General features: G+C 42.1%; 19 protein-coding genes and 1 rRNA gene. 1 reads left to right on the top strand and 19 read right to left on the bottom strand.

Annotated features, from left to right (window positions below; all coding sequences use genetic code 11):
• Position 1: 1 nt before the first annotated feature.
• The 7 genes from veg to metG form a co-directional block, all read right to left on the bottom strand.
• The gene (gene veg / locus ACTWPX_RS20880) at positions 2-262 is read right to left on the bottom strand and encodes a biofilm formation stimulator Veg (protein WP_008633471.1); all 261 of its coding nucleotides are present in this window, start codon (positions 260-262) and stop codon (positions 2-4) included.
• A 392-nt stretch (positions 263-654) separates the two neighbouring features.
• On the bottom strand, positions 655-1,530 hold the full coding sequence (gene yabG / locus ACTWPX_RS20875) for a sporulation peptidase YabG (protein ID WP_128525023.1): 876 nt from the start codon (positions 1,528-1,530) through the stop codon (positions 655-657).
• A 73-nt stretch (positions 1,531-1,603) separates the two neighbouring features.
• Positions 1,604-2,473 carry a 16S rRNA (adenine(1518)-N(6)/adenine(1519)-N(6))-dimethyltransferase RsmA gene (gene rsmA, locus ACTWPX_RS20870; RefSeq protein WP_443121366.1) on the bottom strand — a complete coding sequence of 290 codons (870 nt, stop codon included), beginning with the start codon at positions 2,471-2,473 and terminating at the stop codon, positions 1,604-1,606.
• Positions 2,463-3,026: a ribonuclease M5 gene (gene rnmV / locus ACTWPX_RS20865; RefSeq protein ID WP_443121365.1), complete on the bottom strand. Its 564-nt coding sequence runs from the start codon at positions 3,024-3,026 to the stop codon at positions 2,463-2,465. The genes rsmA and rnmV overlap by 11 nt, the downstream gene beginning before the upstream one ends.
• A gap of 100 nt (positions 3,027-3,126) precedes the next feature.
• Positions 3,127-4,401: a ubiquitin-like domain-containing protein gene (locus ACTWPX_RS20860; RefSeq protein ID WP_443121364.1), complete on the bottom strand. Its 1,275-nt coding sequence runs from the start codon at positions 4,399-4,401 to the stop codon at positions 3,127-3,129.
• 209 nt (positions 4,402-4,610) lie between these two features.
• On the bottom strand, positions 4,611-5,381 hold the full coding sequence (locus ACTWPX_RS20855) for a TatD family hydrolase (RefSeq protein WP_443121390.1): 771 nt from the start codon (positions 5,379-5,381) through the stop codon (positions 4,611-4,613).
• A 210-nt stretch (positions 5,382-5,591) separates the two neighbouring features.
• The gene (metG, locus tag ACTWPX_RS20850) at positions 5,592-7,547 is read right to left on the bottom strand and encodes a methionine--tRNA ligase (protein ID WP_443121363.1); all 1,956 of its coding nucleotides are present in this window, start codon (positions 7,545-7,547) and stop codon (positions 5,592-5,594) included.
• 412 nt (positions 7,548-7,959) lie between these two features.
• Between metG and ACTWPX_RS20845 the strand changes: the two genes are divergently transcribed.
• Positions 7,960-8,235: an AbrB/MazE/SpoVT family DNA-binding domain-containing protein gene (locus ACTWPX_RS20845; protein WP_128525028.1), complete on the top strand. Its 276-nt coding sequence runs from the start codon at positions 7,960-7,962 to the stop codon at positions 8,233-8,235.
• Positions 8,236-8,361: 126 nt separating this feature from the next.
• Here ACTWPX_RS20845 and rsmI read toward each other — a convergent pair whose 3' ends face one another.
• The 12 genes from rsmI to rrf all read right to left on the bottom strand — a co-directional run bounded on the left by rsmI (position 8,362) and on the right by rrf (position 16,641).
• The gene (rsmI, locus tag ACTWPX_RS20840; protein ID WP_443121362.1) at positions 8,362-9,246 is read right to left on the bottom strand and encodes a 16S rRNA (cytidine(1402)-2'-O)-methyltransferase; all 885 of its coding nucleotides are present in this window, start codon (positions 9,244-9,246) and stop codon (positions 8,362-8,364) included.
• A complete protein-coding gene (locus ACTWPX_RS20835) occupies positions 9,224-9,514 on the bottom strand; it encodes a GIY-YIG nuclease family protein (RefSeq protein ID WP_443121361.1) in 291 nt (96 codons plus the stop codon). Before ACTWPX_RS20835 ends, rsmI begins: the two co-directional genes overlap by 23 nt.
• Complete coding sequence (locus ACTWPX_RS20830; protein WP_443121360.1) at positions 9,507-10,247, bottom strand: tRNA1(Val) (adenine(37)-N6)-methyltransferase; 741 nt, start codon at positions 10,245-10,247, stop codon at positions 9,507-9,509. Before ACTWPX_RS20830 ends, ACTWPX_RS20835 begins: the two co-directional genes overlap by 8 nt.
• Positions 10,248-10,866: 619 nt before the next feature.
• Positions 10,867-11,217, bottom strand: a complete 351-nt coding sequence (gene yabA / locus ACTWPX_RS20825) for a DNA replication initiation control protein YabA (protein WP_128525032.1) — start codon at positions 11,215-11,217, stop codon at positions 10,867-10,869.
• A gap of 16 nt (positions 11,218-11,233) precedes the next feature.
• Positions 11,234-12,061 carry a PSP1 domain-containing protein gene (locus ACTWPX_RS20820; RefSeq protein WP_128525033.1) on the bottom strand — a complete coding sequence of 276 codons (828 nt, stop codon included), beginning with the start codon at positions 12,059-12,061 and terminating at the stop codon, positions 11,234-11,236.
• A gap of 7 nt (positions 12,062-12,068) precedes the next feature.
• Complete coding sequence (gene holB / locus ACTWPX_RS20815) at positions 12,069-13,055, bottom strand: DNA polymerase III subunit delta' (protein ID WP_443121359.1); 987 nt, start codon at positions 13,053-13,055, stop codon at positions 12,069-12,071.
• Between the two features lie 13 nt (positions 13,056-13,068).
• The gene (locus ACTWPX_RS20810) at positions 13,069-13,509 is read right to left on the bottom strand and encodes a YaaR family protein (protein WP_128525035.1); all 441 of its coding nucleotides are present in this window, start codon (positions 13,507-13,509) and stop codon (positions 13,069-13,071) included.
• An 18-nt stretch (positions 13,510-13,527) separates the two neighbouring features.
• A complete protein-coding gene (locus ACTWPX_RS20805) occupies positions 13,528-13,857 on the bottom strand; it encodes a cyclic-di-AMP receptor (protein ID WP_443121358.1) in 330 nt (109 codons plus the stop codon).
• Between the two features lie 54 nt (positions 13,858-13,911).
• Entirely contained in the window at positions 13,912-14,541 is a 630-nt protein-coding gene (gene tmk / locus ACTWPX_RS20800) for a dTMP kinase (RefSeq protein ID WP_443121357.1), read from the bottom strand.
• Positions 14,538-15,980, bottom strand: a complete 1,443-nt coding sequence (locus ACTWPX_RS20795) for an aminotransferase class I/II-fold pyridoxal phosphate-dependent enzyme (RefSeq protein ID WP_443121356.1) — start codon at positions 15,978-15,980, stop codon at positions 14,538-14,540. Before ACTWPX_RS20795 ends, tmk begins: the two co-directional genes overlap by 4 nt.
• 157 nt (positions 15,981-16,137) lie before the next feature.
• Positions 16,138-16,320: a sigma factor G inhibitor Gin gene (locus tag ACTWPX_RS20790; RefSeq protein ID WP_128525038.1), complete on the bottom strand. Its 183-nt coding sequence runs from the start codon at positions 16,318-16,320 to the stop codon at positions 16,138-16,140.
• A 207-nt stretch (positions 16,321-16,527) separates the two neighbouring features.
• Positions 16,528-16,641: ribosomal RNA gene (rrf, locus tag ACTWPX_RS20785) — 5S ribosomal RNA — on the bottom strand.
• Positions 16,642-16,650 lie beyond the last annotated feature (9 nt).

Raw genomic sequence — 16,650 nt, 5'->3', positions numbered from 1 at the left:
TTTACTGCTCAAGTGCCATAGTTTGTAAATCGTCGAAATTCAATTCGACTGTCTCTGTAAGAACATCTGCATAGCTGTACGATACACGTTCAAAAGCATTTTCGTCTTGGTCAAGCTCAACAATGAATACGGCCGGATATGTTTCTGCCAATATACCAGAACGCTCGATCGTTTTACGACGTCCACCGTTCGCTTTTAATGTTAAACGTTTACCAATTTGCCCTTCTAGGGATTGCTTAATTTCTACTAACGTTTTAGCCACTGCACTCCACCTCACTGTATATAAGCTTATCACACCAAATGGACAAAGTCAAATAAAATTATTAATTATACCAATAGAGCAAAAACATTGCAACAGAATGATATAAATAATATTTCTCAGTTAGGTTATCCAGTATTAGGAAAATTATGCGCGCTACATATAACACAAAGAACCTGCGCCCTGCACCTTGATAAGCATGCGCATCTTCATATTTTTTCCCGCGGTAAAGGGAGAAAGAAAATCCGGTTGATCATGACGAAGGCTTCCCCATAATTCAAGTCAAGATACCAAAGGGTTAAGTGCTTGAATGAACACACGGATCATGTTGTGCTAAAGGTTTACAATCAATTTTATTATGATAAAGAAAACCGTTGCCCATTAAGCGACAACGGTTACGTTTCCTCCTGATCCTTTGTATAGGGAATACCAATCCGCAGCAAGCCCTTTGTTTCTACACCGCCTAAACCATCTTCCCCACTGATTGTATTCCTGATGACTTCCCAAATATTGATGTGATCCATGAATGAGGTGTAGGCCACACGGGCAGCTACATACACAGGATCAATAGCATGGATATTGACTCTCGCAGGTGAGCTTGCAAAGTTAGCCCCAGCTCTAATGATCGATTCAAAGTGGGACTGACAGGCTCCTGCGAAAATAACCAGCTGATCAAAATTCGGGTAATGTTGTCGGATGTTCCTCACCGCTTCGACAAAGTAACGGGAGTGTCGATACGATTCCAGCTCCCTAGTGGTCCCTTTTGCCTTTGAATACGCGTCATGCCCAGTCAAAACGACAATTTCCGGACGCACCTTTTCAATTAGAGGCAGGACTTGGTCAGGCATTTCTTTTTCATTTAAATATTGACCATGTACTTGCAATCCCAATTGTTCATATAAAGCAATACACTTCTTCAAGAAAAGAGGATCCCCATCAATATGAAGGATTCTTGGAGGGATTTGAAAATAGTTAGCTTCTTTACCAGTGGTGTAGCCACTTCCAGCTTCCGCCTCTCTTTTCTCTTTCAAAAGTCTATAATCTTGCCGAAAAAGACGGTACGAATAAGCTTCCTGTTCATCCACTTTATTTTTTCTGCGGTGAAATTCAGCACCGGTCACTTTTTCCAAATCATCGAGAGGGGCGTCGGCTTCTAGTCGTATATGCTCTCCCATGAGCTTGACGATAGAGGCAGCCTGTGTTTTCACTCGGAAGATTATATCGTGCTGATAAGACTTTCGTGTAACGAGATCTCCACTTGATATCATCATTTCCCCACCTCATTCCAAACACTACTGTAGTGTATGTGAGAAAATGGGCATTGTGTCTGGAGTCTACAGAAAATTACTTATATAGAACATTCGCAAGTGATGCAAACTCTTCCATTGCCAATGACTCTCCGCGACGAGATGGATCAATCCCCACCTTTTCAAGACGATCACGGATTTCCTGCTTATCCATTTCTCCTTTGAAATGACGTGCCAAGTTATTCATCAGCGTTTTTCTCCGTTGACCGAACGTCGCTTTAACTACATCAAAGAAAAATTCTTCATCCTCCAGTTGAACAGGAGGCGCCTTCCTCATTTCAAGATGGAGCACCGAAGAATCCACATTCGGCTGCGGCATAAAGACCGTTTTCGGGACATTCAATACCACTTTCGCCTCAGTATAATACTGAACAGCAATGGAAAGGGATCCGTAACTTTTCGTATTAGGGCTTGCCGCCATACGATCCGCCACTTCCTTTTGAATCATGACGGTTATGCTGTCGATGGGCAAACGATCCATCAATAACTTCATCAGGATCGGTGTCGTAATATAATATGGCAAATTCGCAACGACACGTACTTGCTGCCCCTGTTCAAAATGCTCTTTAATGACACGCTCTACATCTGCTTTCAAAATATCCTGGTTGATAACGTTGACGTTATTGTGACCCTCTAACGTCTCTTCCAAAATCGGAAGAAGCCTCTGGTCGATTTCAAACGCTACAACACGATCTGCATGCTGGGCAAGCTGTTCTGTGAGCGCACCAATCCCAGGGCCAATTTCAATCGCACCCACGGTTCCATCAATTCCTGCTTCTTCAATAATATTCTTAAGAATATTGACATCGATAAGAAAATTCTGCCCTAAACTCTTTTTAAAAGAGAAACCATATGTCTGTAAAATTTCCTTTGTACGCGTTGGTGTCGCCACTGCTTTACTTTTCATCTCTTTCCTCCTGCATGATCTTCTTCATAGTTTCTTCAAGCTGATTGGAAGTGACATGGAACATATTCAAACGCCGGAGCAGTTGCTTGCCGTTCGTCTTTCCTATTCTCAGTTCAACCCCTAGTCTCCCGCGGAGGTTGGCTGAGTTCATCCCACCGATGAGCCCGAAATCCACCAAATCCTGTTTGGTTATTTCTCCTTGAGCTGCATCTACCAGCTCATATACGGAGGCTAAGGCTGTACGAATATCAGAAACACTCGCATGTTCAATACCGATTCCTTTATCCTGCTTCGAGCGTGCCTGATCTTTTGGCAGAAAAGCGTGCTTGCAAGCAGGAACATTCTGGTCAACTATATGCCTGATTCGTTCTCCTGGATAATCAGGATCTGTGAATATAATGACTCCTCTTTTTTGCTGTGCGTGCTTAATCTGTTCAAGAACCACCTGATCAATCGCTGATCCATTCGTTTCAATCGTATCCGCATCGACAGCAGACTTTATTTTAGCTGTATCATCTTTTCCTTCTACAACGATGATCTCTTTGATTTTCAAGTTCTTTATCCTCCCGTATCGCCTACCATAATCTTTCCATAGCATACCACGAGTTCATACACGGAAAAAAGCAGAGGAATGAATCCTCTGCTACCTTTGATTAATCCAATATTTTCACTTTTACATTCTTACGCCCGAAACTTTGAGCCTGGCTTTTGGATGAAACAAACAAATCTATGCGCTTTCCATTGATTGCGCCACCTGTGTCTCCTGCGACGGCATAACCATAACCCTCAACCCATACACGGCTTCCTAATGGAATGACGTTCGGATCGACAGCAACCACCTTTTGGTTAGGATTAGCTTTTAAATTGATGCCTGTAGCCGTGATGCCGGAACAGCCGCTGCAATTCGCTGTATATGCTGTTGCGTGCATATATAACGTTTTTGCACCATTTGTCTCTCCTCTGGAAACTGTGGTGGATGTCTGGCTGGCAGAACCTGATGATGAACCAGCTGAACTTGATGAGGGTGAAGAGCTTGCGGAAGCTGTGGCCGTCGGTGCTTTTTTCTCAACTTTGGTACCAAGAGCGACAACTTCTTTTTGGCTTTCCTTCTCTACCTTTTCCTCAATCAGCTCGCGGCTTGTTTCTTCCCCATTTTTAATAATCACTTCATATTCCTTCGTGACCATCCCTTTTTCACCTGTAGCTACGATTTCCTTTTCACCTTTAGGTAATGAGTCGTCTTTACGCGTTTCAACAGTGTAGTCAACCTCTTCTTCTACGATATCCGTCACTTTTTCCACTCTGGTAATCGTAAGTGGTTGATCTTTGGATAAAGGATCCTTTTTTGTAAGATTCATTTCATCCAGTTCATTTAGGGTGACTTCCTGATTTTGAAGAAATTCCTCGACAGTTGAAGCAGTGGTCCAAACTTTTTGTTCTTCTCCACCATCCTCAAAGGTGACTTGAATGGCTTGATTAACTTCAATATCCATTCCTTGTTCAATCGGAGCGTCTGCTGAGTGGGAAAGTTCATCCCGCTCTTTGAATTCAAGACCCTCCTCACTGAGGAATTCACCTACCGTTGAGGCTGTTGTGTAATATTCTTCTGTATTGGTACGATCGATGGCTAGATTGATAGACTTAGATGCTATGTAATTGACATCCATTCCATACTCAACCGGATCGGATAGTTTATGTGATAGTTCATCATGTTGTTGTACCGTGACTTCTAGTTCAGATAATAGATCTTCGATAGTATTAGCATGAGTGCGAATTAATTCTGTCTGACCATTTTGAGTCACTTTTACTGAAGCTTTCGTAGCTTCATATGAAACGGTTACTAAAAAGGCGATACATAGGACTGCGATCACAGATGCCCAAATCAGTGTATGACTTATGGCTGATTTCAACATATTCCCTATTTTCATCCTTTAGCCTCCTTTCTTAAGCACGCGTTTTATTGTAGTCATGTGACATTTTGATGTCAAACAATCCTCCTCAAATAAAAAAAGGAGCCAGTTGAATATCACTGACTCCTTCATTATGCTATTATACCTAGTTAATTAACATAACAGGCATGTTACAATTCCCATACAAATCCTTTGCTTTTGTAACATTCCTACCAAGGCCCCCTATGTTACGACTTAATACCGAAAAACTCGAGAGCATTCGACGTTGTCACTTGACTGACCTCTTCATAAGAAACACCTTTCAACTCAGCGATTTGTTCGGCAACCAGTTTGACATAAGCTGGTTCATTTCTTTTTCCACGATTCGGATGCGGGGCAAGAAAAGGACAATCCGTTTCAATGAGTAAATTTTTTAAATCCACTGCTTTAGCGACCTCTTTCGGTAATTTCGCATTCTTGAAGGTGACTGGGCCTCCTAAAGAAATCATGAAATTCATATCCAAGCACTCCTTAGCTATATCTACCGGACCGCTATAACAGTGCATGATCCCGCCAACTTCTGAAGCTTCTTCCTCTTTTAATACCTGCACGATGTCCTCTGTCGCTTCCCTGTTGTGGATGATAATCGGCATCTTTACTTTTTTCGCAAGGCGGATTTGTTTTCGAAATACTTCTTTCTGTGTCTCTTCAGGGGATTTGTCCCAGTGATAATCCAGCCCCATCTCCCCGAGCGCTACAACTTTCGGATGGGAGGATAATTCTTCTATCCATTCGAGATCTGCTTCCGTCATATCAATCGCATCTACCGGATGCCAACCAACTGCTGCGTAAATACGTTCATTGTTTTCAGCTATTTCTATCGCTTTTGGAATTGTTTTTCGGTCGAATCCTACGACTGTCATGTATTCAACGCCAGCATCCTGGGCCCGTTGAATTGTTTCTTCTAAATCTTCTTCAAACTGGTCAGCATTCAAGTGTACGTGTGTATCAAAAAGCATAATTGAAACCGCCTTTCTATTCTTCATGGATTTATTAAGCTTTCGGATCGGTCCCTTGCCATTCAGAAGAATCTCTTGTTTTAACAATAAGAAAACCTCCATTAATCACATAGCACTTGTTCCGAAATGGATGCATCCATACTTGTATAGAGATTTCTGAACGATGGAAAAGGGAAAGCGCTGTAAGAGCTTTCCCTTTTCCTATCCCTGTTATTTAACTTTCGTGCCGTTACTCAATGTCTGATCGACTGAAGCTAACGCCAACTTTCCGTCATCTTCACCAGCCAAAATCATGCCTTCAGACAATTCCCCGCGTAACTTCACTGGTTTAAGGTTAGCTACACATATGACCTTCTGACCGACAAGTTCTTCGACTGAGTAATGTTCTGCAATACCTGAGACGACTTGGCGTTGTTCAAATCCAAGATCCAGTTGAATCTTCAAAAGTTTATCCGTTTTCTTCACTTTATCCACTTTCAAGACTTCAGCTACACGGAAGTCCAGCTTCATAAAGTCGTCAATCGTCACTTCTTCTTTCTGATCTTTCTTTTGTTCTATATTTTCTTCCTTTTGCGGTGCAGGCTTTTTCATCATGTCCTTGATGATTTGAGTTTCTTCCTCTGCATCTAGCCGAGGGAAAATCGGTTGACCCTTTTCAACGTGAGTTCCTGTTGGAATCGCACCGAATTCACTTAAACTGTCCCATGCCTTATTCTGATCATCCTTGATCCCAAGCTGTTGGAAGATACGTTCAGGCGTCTGGGTCAAGAATGGTTGGAGCATAATAGCTGTCTGTCTTAAGGATTCGGCAAGGTGAGCCATCACATTTCCAAGACGCTCTTTTTGATTATCATCTTTGGCAAGTACCCATGGTTGTGTTTCATCAATGTATTTGTTTGTACGGCTGACAAACTTCCATAGATCGGCCAGAGCTACAGAAAACTCCATATTCTCAAGTGAATCTTCCACAGAGAGTCTTGTCTCTTTAGCTAATTGTTCAAGGCTCTGATCATATTCATCTTCTCCAAGCTTAAGTTCAGGTATTTCACCATCAAAGTACTTGCTGACCATAGCTACCGTACGGTTCAAGAGGTTTCCTAAATCGTTGGCAAGGTCATAGTTCGTACGCTCGACAAATGCTTCTGGTGTAAAGACACCATCTGAACCGAACGGCACTTCGCGAAGAAGGTAATAACGCAGCGCATCTAAACCATAACGATCACTTAATTGGACAGGATCGACGACGTTCCCTTTTGATTTGGACATCTTCCCGTCTTTCATTAAAATCCATCCATGTGCGAAAACTTTCTTCGGCAGTGGCAGATCCAAAGCCATCAACATGATCGGCCAGTAAATCGTATGGAACCTGACTATTTCTTTTCCGACAAGCTGAACATCTGCTGGCCAGAATTTTTGATAACGTTGATTGTCATCAGTATCGTAGCCCAATGCTGAGATATAGTTACTCAGTGCATCAATCCATACATAAATGACGTGCTTTTCATTCCCTGGAACCCCAACGCCCCAGTCGAACGTCGTACGAGATACAGCAAGGTCTTCTAAGCCAGGCTTTATGAAATTGTTGATCATTTCATTCTTACGGCTTTCCGGTTGAATGAACGTAGGATTCTTTTCATAGAATTCGAGCAGCTGGTCGACATAGTTGCTCATTTTGAAGAAATAAGACTCTTCTTTAACCTTCTCCACTTCACCGCCGCAATCCGGACAATGTCCACCCTCTAATTGCCGTTCTGTAAAGAATGATTCACATGGCGTACAATACCATCCTTCATATTGATCTAAGTAGATGTCGCCTTTCTTCATCAAGTAATCAAAGATTTTTTCGACAACTTTCTTGTGACGATCTTGTGTCGTACGGATGAAGTCATCATAGGAAATGTCTAATTTATCCCATAGCTGCTTAATACCGCTCACAATATCGTCGACATATTCTTGTGGAGGCACGCCTTTTTCTTCTGCTTTCCGCTGGATCTTCTGGCCATGTTCATCTGTTCCTGTAAGGTACATGACTTCATATCCTCTTAATCGTTTGTAGCGGGCCATTGCATCCCCTGCTACAGTCGTATAAGCATGTCCAATATGCAAATTACCGCTAGGGTAGTAAATAGGTGTCGTAATATAAAACGTCTTATTTTCCTCTGGCATACTGTTCCCTCCTCAAATCTTTAATCCATTACCAATAAGGTCATGGTATCATTCTATCGATTTATCTTCTTTATTTCCATTCCTAACATTAAAATATACCGAATTTTAAGTAAAACTGTCAAAAGAAGTGGATATTTACATTTCACATATGTAAATACTTTGGTAAAATATAATGTATAATACCCAATTGGTTAAACCAACCAAATATGGGACAGATAGAGATAGGAAGTATAGGTATAGGCCTGAAATAAATGCTCATTTCCAGCATTCCATATACCTTACCTGGTATGTCTTACTGGAAATCCTTTCCCCACTATTAGGAATTGACACGTCTGGGAATGGTTGGTACTATAATGTCGAGACATATGTCGAATCATGACGATAATACTTTTGATTGAGGGGAGACAAAAAAATGAAATCTACAGGTATCGTACGAAAAGTCGATGAGCTTGGTCGGGTAGTTATCCCGATTGAACTTCGTCGCACATTGGGAATTAATGAGAAAGACGCTTTGGAAATTTATGTCGACGATGATCGCATCGTCCTTAAAAAGTACAAGCCTAACATGACTTGTCATGTTACGGGGGAAGTTTCAGATGAGAATTTGAAACTGGCGAATGGCAACCTGGTGCTAAGTAAAGAGGGCGCCCAAATGTTACTGCACGAACTGCAAGACAACCTAAAATAAATAATTATAGAGATAAATAATTAGACGATTGACTGGTTAATAGAGAAATCAAAAAGACATATGTTCTAAACGAACCCCTTGCTGTCCACAGGCCTGACAGTAAGGGGTTTTTTATGGAAATGCTGTTCAGTTGGATTCCCCATCGACGTGATAAGCTTGATAGACATCCCGTTTCGGAAGCTTACGGTCTAAAGCCGTTTGCTTAATCGCTTGTTTGTTTTTCAACCCTTCTTTTTCCATATAGTGCACGACGTGATCGATCAATGATAAGTGTGCCCACCAGTACTCTTCCTTATGCTCCCCTTCTTCTGCACCTTCTAATAGAACACAAAACTCTCCCCGCAGTTCCCCTTCATTTGCCCATGCTGCCAATTCTTCTAAACTTCCCCGCACATACTCTTCGAAACGTTTCGATAATTCCCGGGCCAATGTCGCCTTGCGTGAACCGAAGTGTTCTTGAAGATGCGCCAGCATGTCCTTCAAGCGGTGAGGAGATTCATAAAAAACTAACGTAGCCTGAATAGACTCAAGCCGCTTTAGAACTAGAGCACGCTCTTTTTTCTTCCGTGGTAAAAAACCACAAAAGTAGAACTCCTCTGTAGACAGACCAGAACCGGCCAATGCAGGTAATGCAGCATTCGCACCAGGCAATACAACCACTGGAATATCTTCCTCGATCGATCTCTGGACAAGATCTGTACCCGGATCAGAAATACCGGGCATCCCTGCATCACTGACAATTGCTATGTCATCTCCATTGAGAAGACGATCGACTAAGTGTGGACCTTTCGTATGTTTGTTGTGTTCATGATAACTGACGAGCGGCGTGATAATCTCAAAATGGTTGCATAGTTTCTTTGTATTTCTTGTATCCTCTGCACCAATGACATCCGCATCTTTTAATGTCTTGACAGCACGGAAGGTCATATCCTCTAAATTCCCTATAGGGGTAGGAACAACATACAGAGTTCCAGTTTCTGATTGTTCCTTAAAGCTCTTTTGAATTTTCATCTTCCTTAGCCCCTCCTTTCTTGCAATTTAAAATCCACCGTTCTTTTCTTTCTCTTGTCATCTGTTTGAGTCGATACTCTTGCTGTAAAGCTTCTGACTTTGTCTCATAGGTTTGAAAAGCTTCTAAAACCAATGGACCGCGACCTCTCGTGTACTTGGCACCTTTACCATCGCGGTGTTTCTCCAAACGAGCTTCTAAGTTGTTCGTGTACCCTGTATATAAGCTGCTGTCTTTACACCGTAGCATATACACAACGTGTTTATTCATAAAGAATTTCCCTTAATTCTTTTGTATATTCATCATTTTGTGTCAGGGCATATAGAGGAGGGAGGATTTTAAGACCGGATTTACCATCACGAACTCCTTCAATCAGTAAAATATTCGCCTCTTTTCCCTCCTTCGGGTACACAAGACGCATGCGCTTAGGTTCCAGTTTATATTTTCTGAATAATTCAATGATTTCCACCATCCGCTCAGGTCTATGAACCATTGAAACCTTCCCCCCTGATTTTGTTAACTTACTGCAAGATTGAATCACTTCTTCAAGTGTACAATGAATTTCATGGCGGGCTATAGCTACATGTTCATTCAAGTTTTGTTTATCTGTCTGAGGAGTAGGGAAATATGGAGGATTGCATGTGACAAGGTCAAATTTCCGATTGCCATAATAAGCGGGCATCTCTTTCAAATCTCCTTGAATCACTTCAAGCTGCTCCCCTAAATCATTCAATTCAATGCTTCGCAAGGCCATATCATAGAGACGTTCCTGAATTTCTACTCCGGTAATCGGAACGCTCGATCTCGTTGATAGAAAAAGCGGGATTACTCCATTACCTGTACACAAGTCGAGAATCTTTCCCCGGGTTTTAGGTACATATGTAAAATCTGCTAATAAAACAGCATCCAATGAAAAAGCGAAAACACTAGAGCTTTGGATGATCCTCATATTTTCCTTAGCTAGCAAAAAATCAATTCTTTCATCACCATATAATTGAACCATCTATGTTGTTCCTTTCTATCTATTAGCTATTACTTTATTTTTCATGTGTTAACCACTGGTAAATTCAGCCTTATGTTGAATAATCAGTTTCGATACATTTGGTTGTGCGAATAGGGGATGGGAAACTACTCGCTTTCCACGGGGAAGACGGCCTCCGCACTCGTTGACACTCCCTGTGAGGCCTAGCTCCTTCTCTCGCGGGAGCCTCGTCATTCCCCTTCCAATCCACCTGTATCTTGGGTGAACGGACATTTCCATAAAAGAAAGTGTGGCATGTAACCCATCCGAATGCTTTTATATCAGGTTCTATGCGCCAATAGATACTTATATTCCCGCTCCATTAAAGTTGGACATACCATGTGATTTCGAGAAGAGTATACGGCAAAGGGGCTGGGGGAACGGCGAGACTCCTGCGGGAGGAGCGGGATAGGCGACAGCCTGAGGAGGCTCAGCACACGCCCGCGGAGAGCGAGTTGTTCCCCGCAGCCCCTAGAATCTTCACGACAGTCTCGAAATCGAGTCTTTGAAGAATCGTTCTGTCCAGAAGCTTTTTGCCAATAGCACTTAGATATAAAGAGAGCCCTTCCTCGGACGAGCAAGGAAAGGCTTGGACCTGGGATTATTTCTTTTTATTCAAGAAAGACAAGCAAAACAAACAATCTTCATCTCTAGGACTGCCAAAATGCAAATTACAAATATGAAAGCCTTCTTCATAGAGCCTGGCAAGGTTATCGTATCCTTCACCAACCACAGCACCTTTGTCCTGCTTAGAATCTGTATGTGAGGAAGTTTGCGCTTTCTCATTTTCTTTCTCTAATCGTTGTCGCAAATGATGATTTTCAAGGGATAAATGCTGGTTTTCCTCCAACAAATAAGCAAGCTGCTTCTTCAAATCGCCAAGCTGTTCATAGAGCTCTCCGATTTGACTTTCAAAATATGATACTTGTTCAAATATGGCTTTCTTCTTCACGCTTGACTCCACCCTTTTATTCTGAGGCTTCTGTTTGAAGGACTCCTTCGTCGATCAACTCTTGTAAAGAGTATTCAAGGACCCGTTCTTTATCGCGGAATTCAACCTGGACCATACGTTCCAGCATATTAAGACCGACAACCTTTCCTTTACCAAAGGAAGTCGCAATGCTTTCACCTAGGTCAGGAAGCTCTTTTTTCGCACTTTCATAATCATCATTCTCGTACTTGAGACAACACATCAGTCGACCACACAAACCAGAAATTTTCGCTGGATTCAAGGATAAGTTCTGATCTTTGGCCATTTTTATAGAAACAGGTTCGAAATCACCTAAAAAAGTTGAGCAACAAAGCATTCGGCCACATGGACCGATTCCACCCAGCATTTTCGCTTCATCCCGCACTCCGATTTGCCGAAGCTCGATCCGGGTCTTGAATACAGAAGCTAAATCTTTAACAAGGGTACGGAAATCTACTCGGCCATCTGCCGTAAAATAGAATATGACTTTATTACGATCAAACGTATATTCAACATCAACAAGATTCATGTCCAACTTATGTTCGCGAATTTTCTTTTCGCAAACCCGGTAAGCTTCCAGAGCGTTGTCTTTGTTTTCATCCACCGTTACTTTATCTTTATCATCTGCTAATCGGATGACTTTCTTAAGAGGTAAAACAACGTCTTCTTCATCTATGGATTTATTAGCAATGACAACTTTTCCGAATTCGATTCCGCGAACGGTCTCTAAGATGACATAGTCTTCTGTAGTCATTTTCAGTCCGCCTGGATCAAAATAATATATCTTACCTGCCTGTTTAAATCGGACACCTACAACTTCGATCATTCGATCATCACCTCTGTAGTTGAAGGGTAAGTTGTTCCATCACTAAATTAGGATGGGCATTTTGATTTATCTTTCGTTTCGCCTCAAGAATATTGGATAAACAGCGTGCAGCTGATTGACGTGACCATCTCATGGAGGCTTGGCTCAGCTTCTCTCTCTCTGTTGTAAATATGATGTGCTCTTCCCGGTCCAAATAATGATTAATTACATCTTGGAACCAAAGCATCAACACGTCGAGACCACGTTGCAACTGGGTGCGTTCCTTAAAATGAGGCATCCACTGATGATTGATAAACAAAAGTCCTTCATTTGGTTTATTTTGAAGCACTTCAATTAATTGTATCACTAATTTTCGCACATTCGCAAACCACTCATCTTCATTCATGGCAAGAGCGTCTGTCAAATTGTTCGTCAAAGAAGCCAGGAGTTTGGCATTTGATGCGGATACCCCTTCTTCTATTAATTTTTCTTCGACCCGTACTGGGTTCAATGGTTGAAAAGCGAGGAGCTGACAACGAGAACGGATGGTATCCAATATCGCTGGTCCACTCTCCGTCAATAGCATTGCCGTCGTCTGTTGACTTGGTTCTTCTAAAAATTTCAATAAACGATTGGAAGCATTGACGGTCATTTTTTCTGCGTCTACGATAATGTAAACTTTTTTATTGGACTCAAGCCCTGTATATGTGAATTCTTTTTGTAAATGTAGAATTTGATCTTTTTTTATGGATTGTCCATCAGGTTCAATCCAATGAAGATCCGGATGGTTACCCGAATCGATGCGATGGCAGTCACGGCAATTTTGACAAGGACTGGCCCCATCTCTATTTTTGCAAAAGATACTTTTGGCAAAAAGAATACTCATCTCTCTTTTTCCTGTGCCACGGTTCCCTTGAAATAGATAAGCATGGGAAATCCGGTCTTTCATAAAACTGTTCATCAACATTTGGGCAGCCAGTGGCTGGATTTGTTTCAGTTCTGTCCATGTCTGCATACTCATTCCGTCCTTACGTATATAAATTGATGAGCAGCCCTTTGATTTCTCCTATGAGACCGAGCAAATCCACCGATCGGCTTTCCTGGTCCATGACGGCCTCTGTCAATTCAGCCAATTTTTCATCTACGGATTCGACGATGGTCAATTTTCGTGTTTGTCCATGTTGGTTCCAACTGTGTGAGTGCTTTAGATTCATTCCATATTGTACAGATTCCTTAACAAAATCTCTGATCAACCGTTTATATTTTGCTAAATCACGAAAAGAGCGAAAACGAGCGACTCGTTCTCCTTGTGTAGTAATGCTCTTCATTAATTGGTTCAACTGCGTCTCTTGAAGTTGACGGGTCTGAGATTGAACCATGGCATCAAAGTTCGGCTTCCCTTGCATTTGCCGGGAAGCCTGTTTTTGTGCACCATCTATTTGTGTACGCATTTCCTGACTTATCTTCATAGGTGAATCCTTCCTTAATTAAAACTGAAAAAAGGAATCGACGGGCAGGATGAAGACCGTAGCGCCACCGACTTCCACTTTCACCGGTTTTGGGATGTATGAATCTGCATTTCCACCCATCGGTGATATTGGAGCTACCATTTGTTCTCTCTGACTGCAGTTCTTTTTTATAATATCAAGTGCGTCATCGACCTCACCATCGTCACATCCAATCATGAATGTGGTGTTGCCTTCCCTTAGAAAACCACCTGTGGTAGAAAGTTTTGTCGTTTTGAAATCATTTTCCGATAACGCTTCCGTCAAACGGTTGCTATCCTTATCCTGAACGACTGCAATGATCATTTTCATTCGAACATACCCTCCTATTGGGTGTTTTATCCTATTATAACAAAAGGAAGGAACCTATGATGACAAGTAAGTATGCAAAACTTGTAAAGCATCCTTCTTTACGTTTTCAAAAGACTGTCCTGCTTCTATGATACGTATTCGCTCCGAATACTGTGAAGCAAGCTTTTGATAAGCTTCATAAACCTTTTCATGAAATCCTATATGTTCCAGATCCAGGCGATTCTGCTCTCTGCCTTTGTTAGCAGTTATTCTGGCCAATCCATCTTCCGGCTTAATATTGAACAGAAGTGTAAGGTCAGGCATACAATTCTCAATAGCAAAATCGTTGATTTGATGAACTTCATCTAAACCTAATCCACGGGCCACTCCTTGATAAGCCAGACTGGAATCGATGAAACGATCACATAGCACTATTTTGCCCTCTTCTAACGCTGGAACCACTTTTTCCACCAGATGCTGCCTGCGTGCAGCTGCATAAAGTAAAGCCTCTGTACGCCCATCCATTTCCATATGAGAGGGATCTAAGATGACTTCACGGATTTTTTCAGCAATCCGGATACCTCCAGGCTCTCGTGTCTCCAGCACTGGATATCCTTCTGCTCTCAGTTCTTCCCCTAGCTCACGAAGCATGGTTGATTTACCTGCCCCTTCGCCACCCTCAAACGTTACAAACAAACCCTTCACAAACATTCTCCTTTAAACACTCGTAACCCTTGTTCAATGTTTACATTTTGAAAACGCGCCCCCTGATCTATAAGCGACAAAACATGTTCATAATGTATTTTTGAAATGCGTTCTCCTTTCATAAGCAAAGGAATTCCCGGAGGATACGGAATGATGGCCTCAGCAGCTATGCATCCCACAGCCTGTGACCATCTCATCTGTACATCGTTCATCCTTTGCATATCTGCGTAACCCATTTCTAATGTTTGAATTTCTGGAAACGATATATTAACTTCTCTTATTGTAGCATTGTTTGAAGTGTTTTTTAATCGCGAATCAACGGAATCGAGACGGCGTTCCAACTCTTTACGATCCAAACTCGGTTCCAGCCCAAGGATTAACAGTACCTGATGAGAAGTAGCCAATTCAGGGACAACTTGTACTTCCTCTAAAAAACGCGATAATTCAAACCCAGAAACTTCATCTACTTCCAGCGTCAATTTCAAAGGGTCGTCGTATTCCCCGACAGGAAGCAATCTCCATGTTGAGGTAAAAGACCCGAAAGCCTCTCTCACTTCTTCAATAAATGAAAAAAGTGTAAGTCTCTCCGCTTCCCCCCATCCTTCCATAAAAGCTCTTGCCAAGTCGAGACTTGCCATTAAAGGATAGGATGGACTGCTGGATTGGACCATCTGTAAGTAGTGACGGATCAAGTTGATATTGACCCGATCCCCTTTCACATGCAAATAGGAGGCCATTGTCATCGCCGGGGCCATTTTATGAGCAGATTGGACAACAACATCTGCGCCAGCAGCCATAGCGGAGGTGGGAAAGGACCCATCTAAATGAAAGTGGACACCATGTGCCTCATCAATTAACAAGGGCAATTTATGAGCATGAACGAGATCAGCTATTTCATTCAATTCATAGGCACGCCCAAAGTAGTCAGGATAAGTCAACAAAACTCCTTTACTGTCAGGGTGTTCCTCTAAAGCTCTTTTCACACTATCCCTAGAGACCTTGCTATATCGATTCGTCTCCTCTTCATAGAGGGGAGATAGAAATATCGGGCAGGCACCGGCCAATTCTATACCATTCATCACAGATTTGTGACAGTTTCTTTGGATGATAATCTTCTCCCCAGGTTTACATACCGATAAAACCATCGCTAAATTCCCAGCGGTTGATCCATTCACAAGGAAAAAAGTTTCATCACTTTCAAAATAGCTACTGGCCAGCTCCTGAGACTCTTTGATCACACCTTCTGGCGCATGCAAATCATCTAACCGTCCAATTTCTGTTCCATCTAATTCAAGAATGGAGTGAAAACTTGATTTTGCATTGCTCGAGAATACCTTTCCATATTTATGACCAGGGACATGGAATGAAATAGGGTCTCCCTTTATATTTTCACTGAGTGCCTCATATAAAGGCGCACGGCTGTAAGTCACTTCAAACACCTTCTTCCACCCTCAAGCGTACATAAAAAGAATGACACAAGCAACACAAGTAGCGGTCTTCACCAGATAATGGATAAGAGAGAATCAACCCTTATAGAAAAAACACTTCATCCCAGTCTGGGATGAAGTGGCATTCAATCATAGCTGCTACGCTATTTTAAGAAGGAATCATAGATTTGTGAGCTTTGGCCATCCGCTTGACGAAATATTCATACCTTGGGTCATCGGCAGGAGTACCAATCATTTCTGCCTCACAAGCTTCACAAATATAAACTCTTAACAAATAAATGCCCTCTTCCGTTTCTCTGGAACAAATGCTGCATTGATCTTTTCTACTCATTACGATCCCCTCCTTTACTATTACTTTCTAGCGAACTTTACTAGATTTACTAATAGTATCTCCCAATCTATCAACCTTATACATATAAAAAGAAAGTTTATGGAGGAAAATTCAGAGAGTAAGTCATCGACAGCTGAATATCTGCTGGATTGATGGGCATTCCACACAGAAAACCCCTTCAGGAAATTCCTGAAGGGGTTAAGAATGACGTGGCGGCGTCCTACTCTCACGGGGATCGACCCGACTACCATCGGCGCTGAAGAGCTTAACTGCTGTGTTCGGCATGGGAACAGGTGTGACCTCTTCGCCTTCACCACCACATCAATATAA

The organism is Halobacillus sp. H74 (assembly GCF_052246715.1).
GTDB classification, from domain to species: domain Bacteria; phylum Bacillota; class Bacilli; order Bacillales; family Halobacillaceae; genus Halobacillus; species Halobacillus litoralis_A.
Note: the sequence above shows the minus strand (reverse complement) of the source record. Positions and strands in the feature narration are given on the sequence as shown.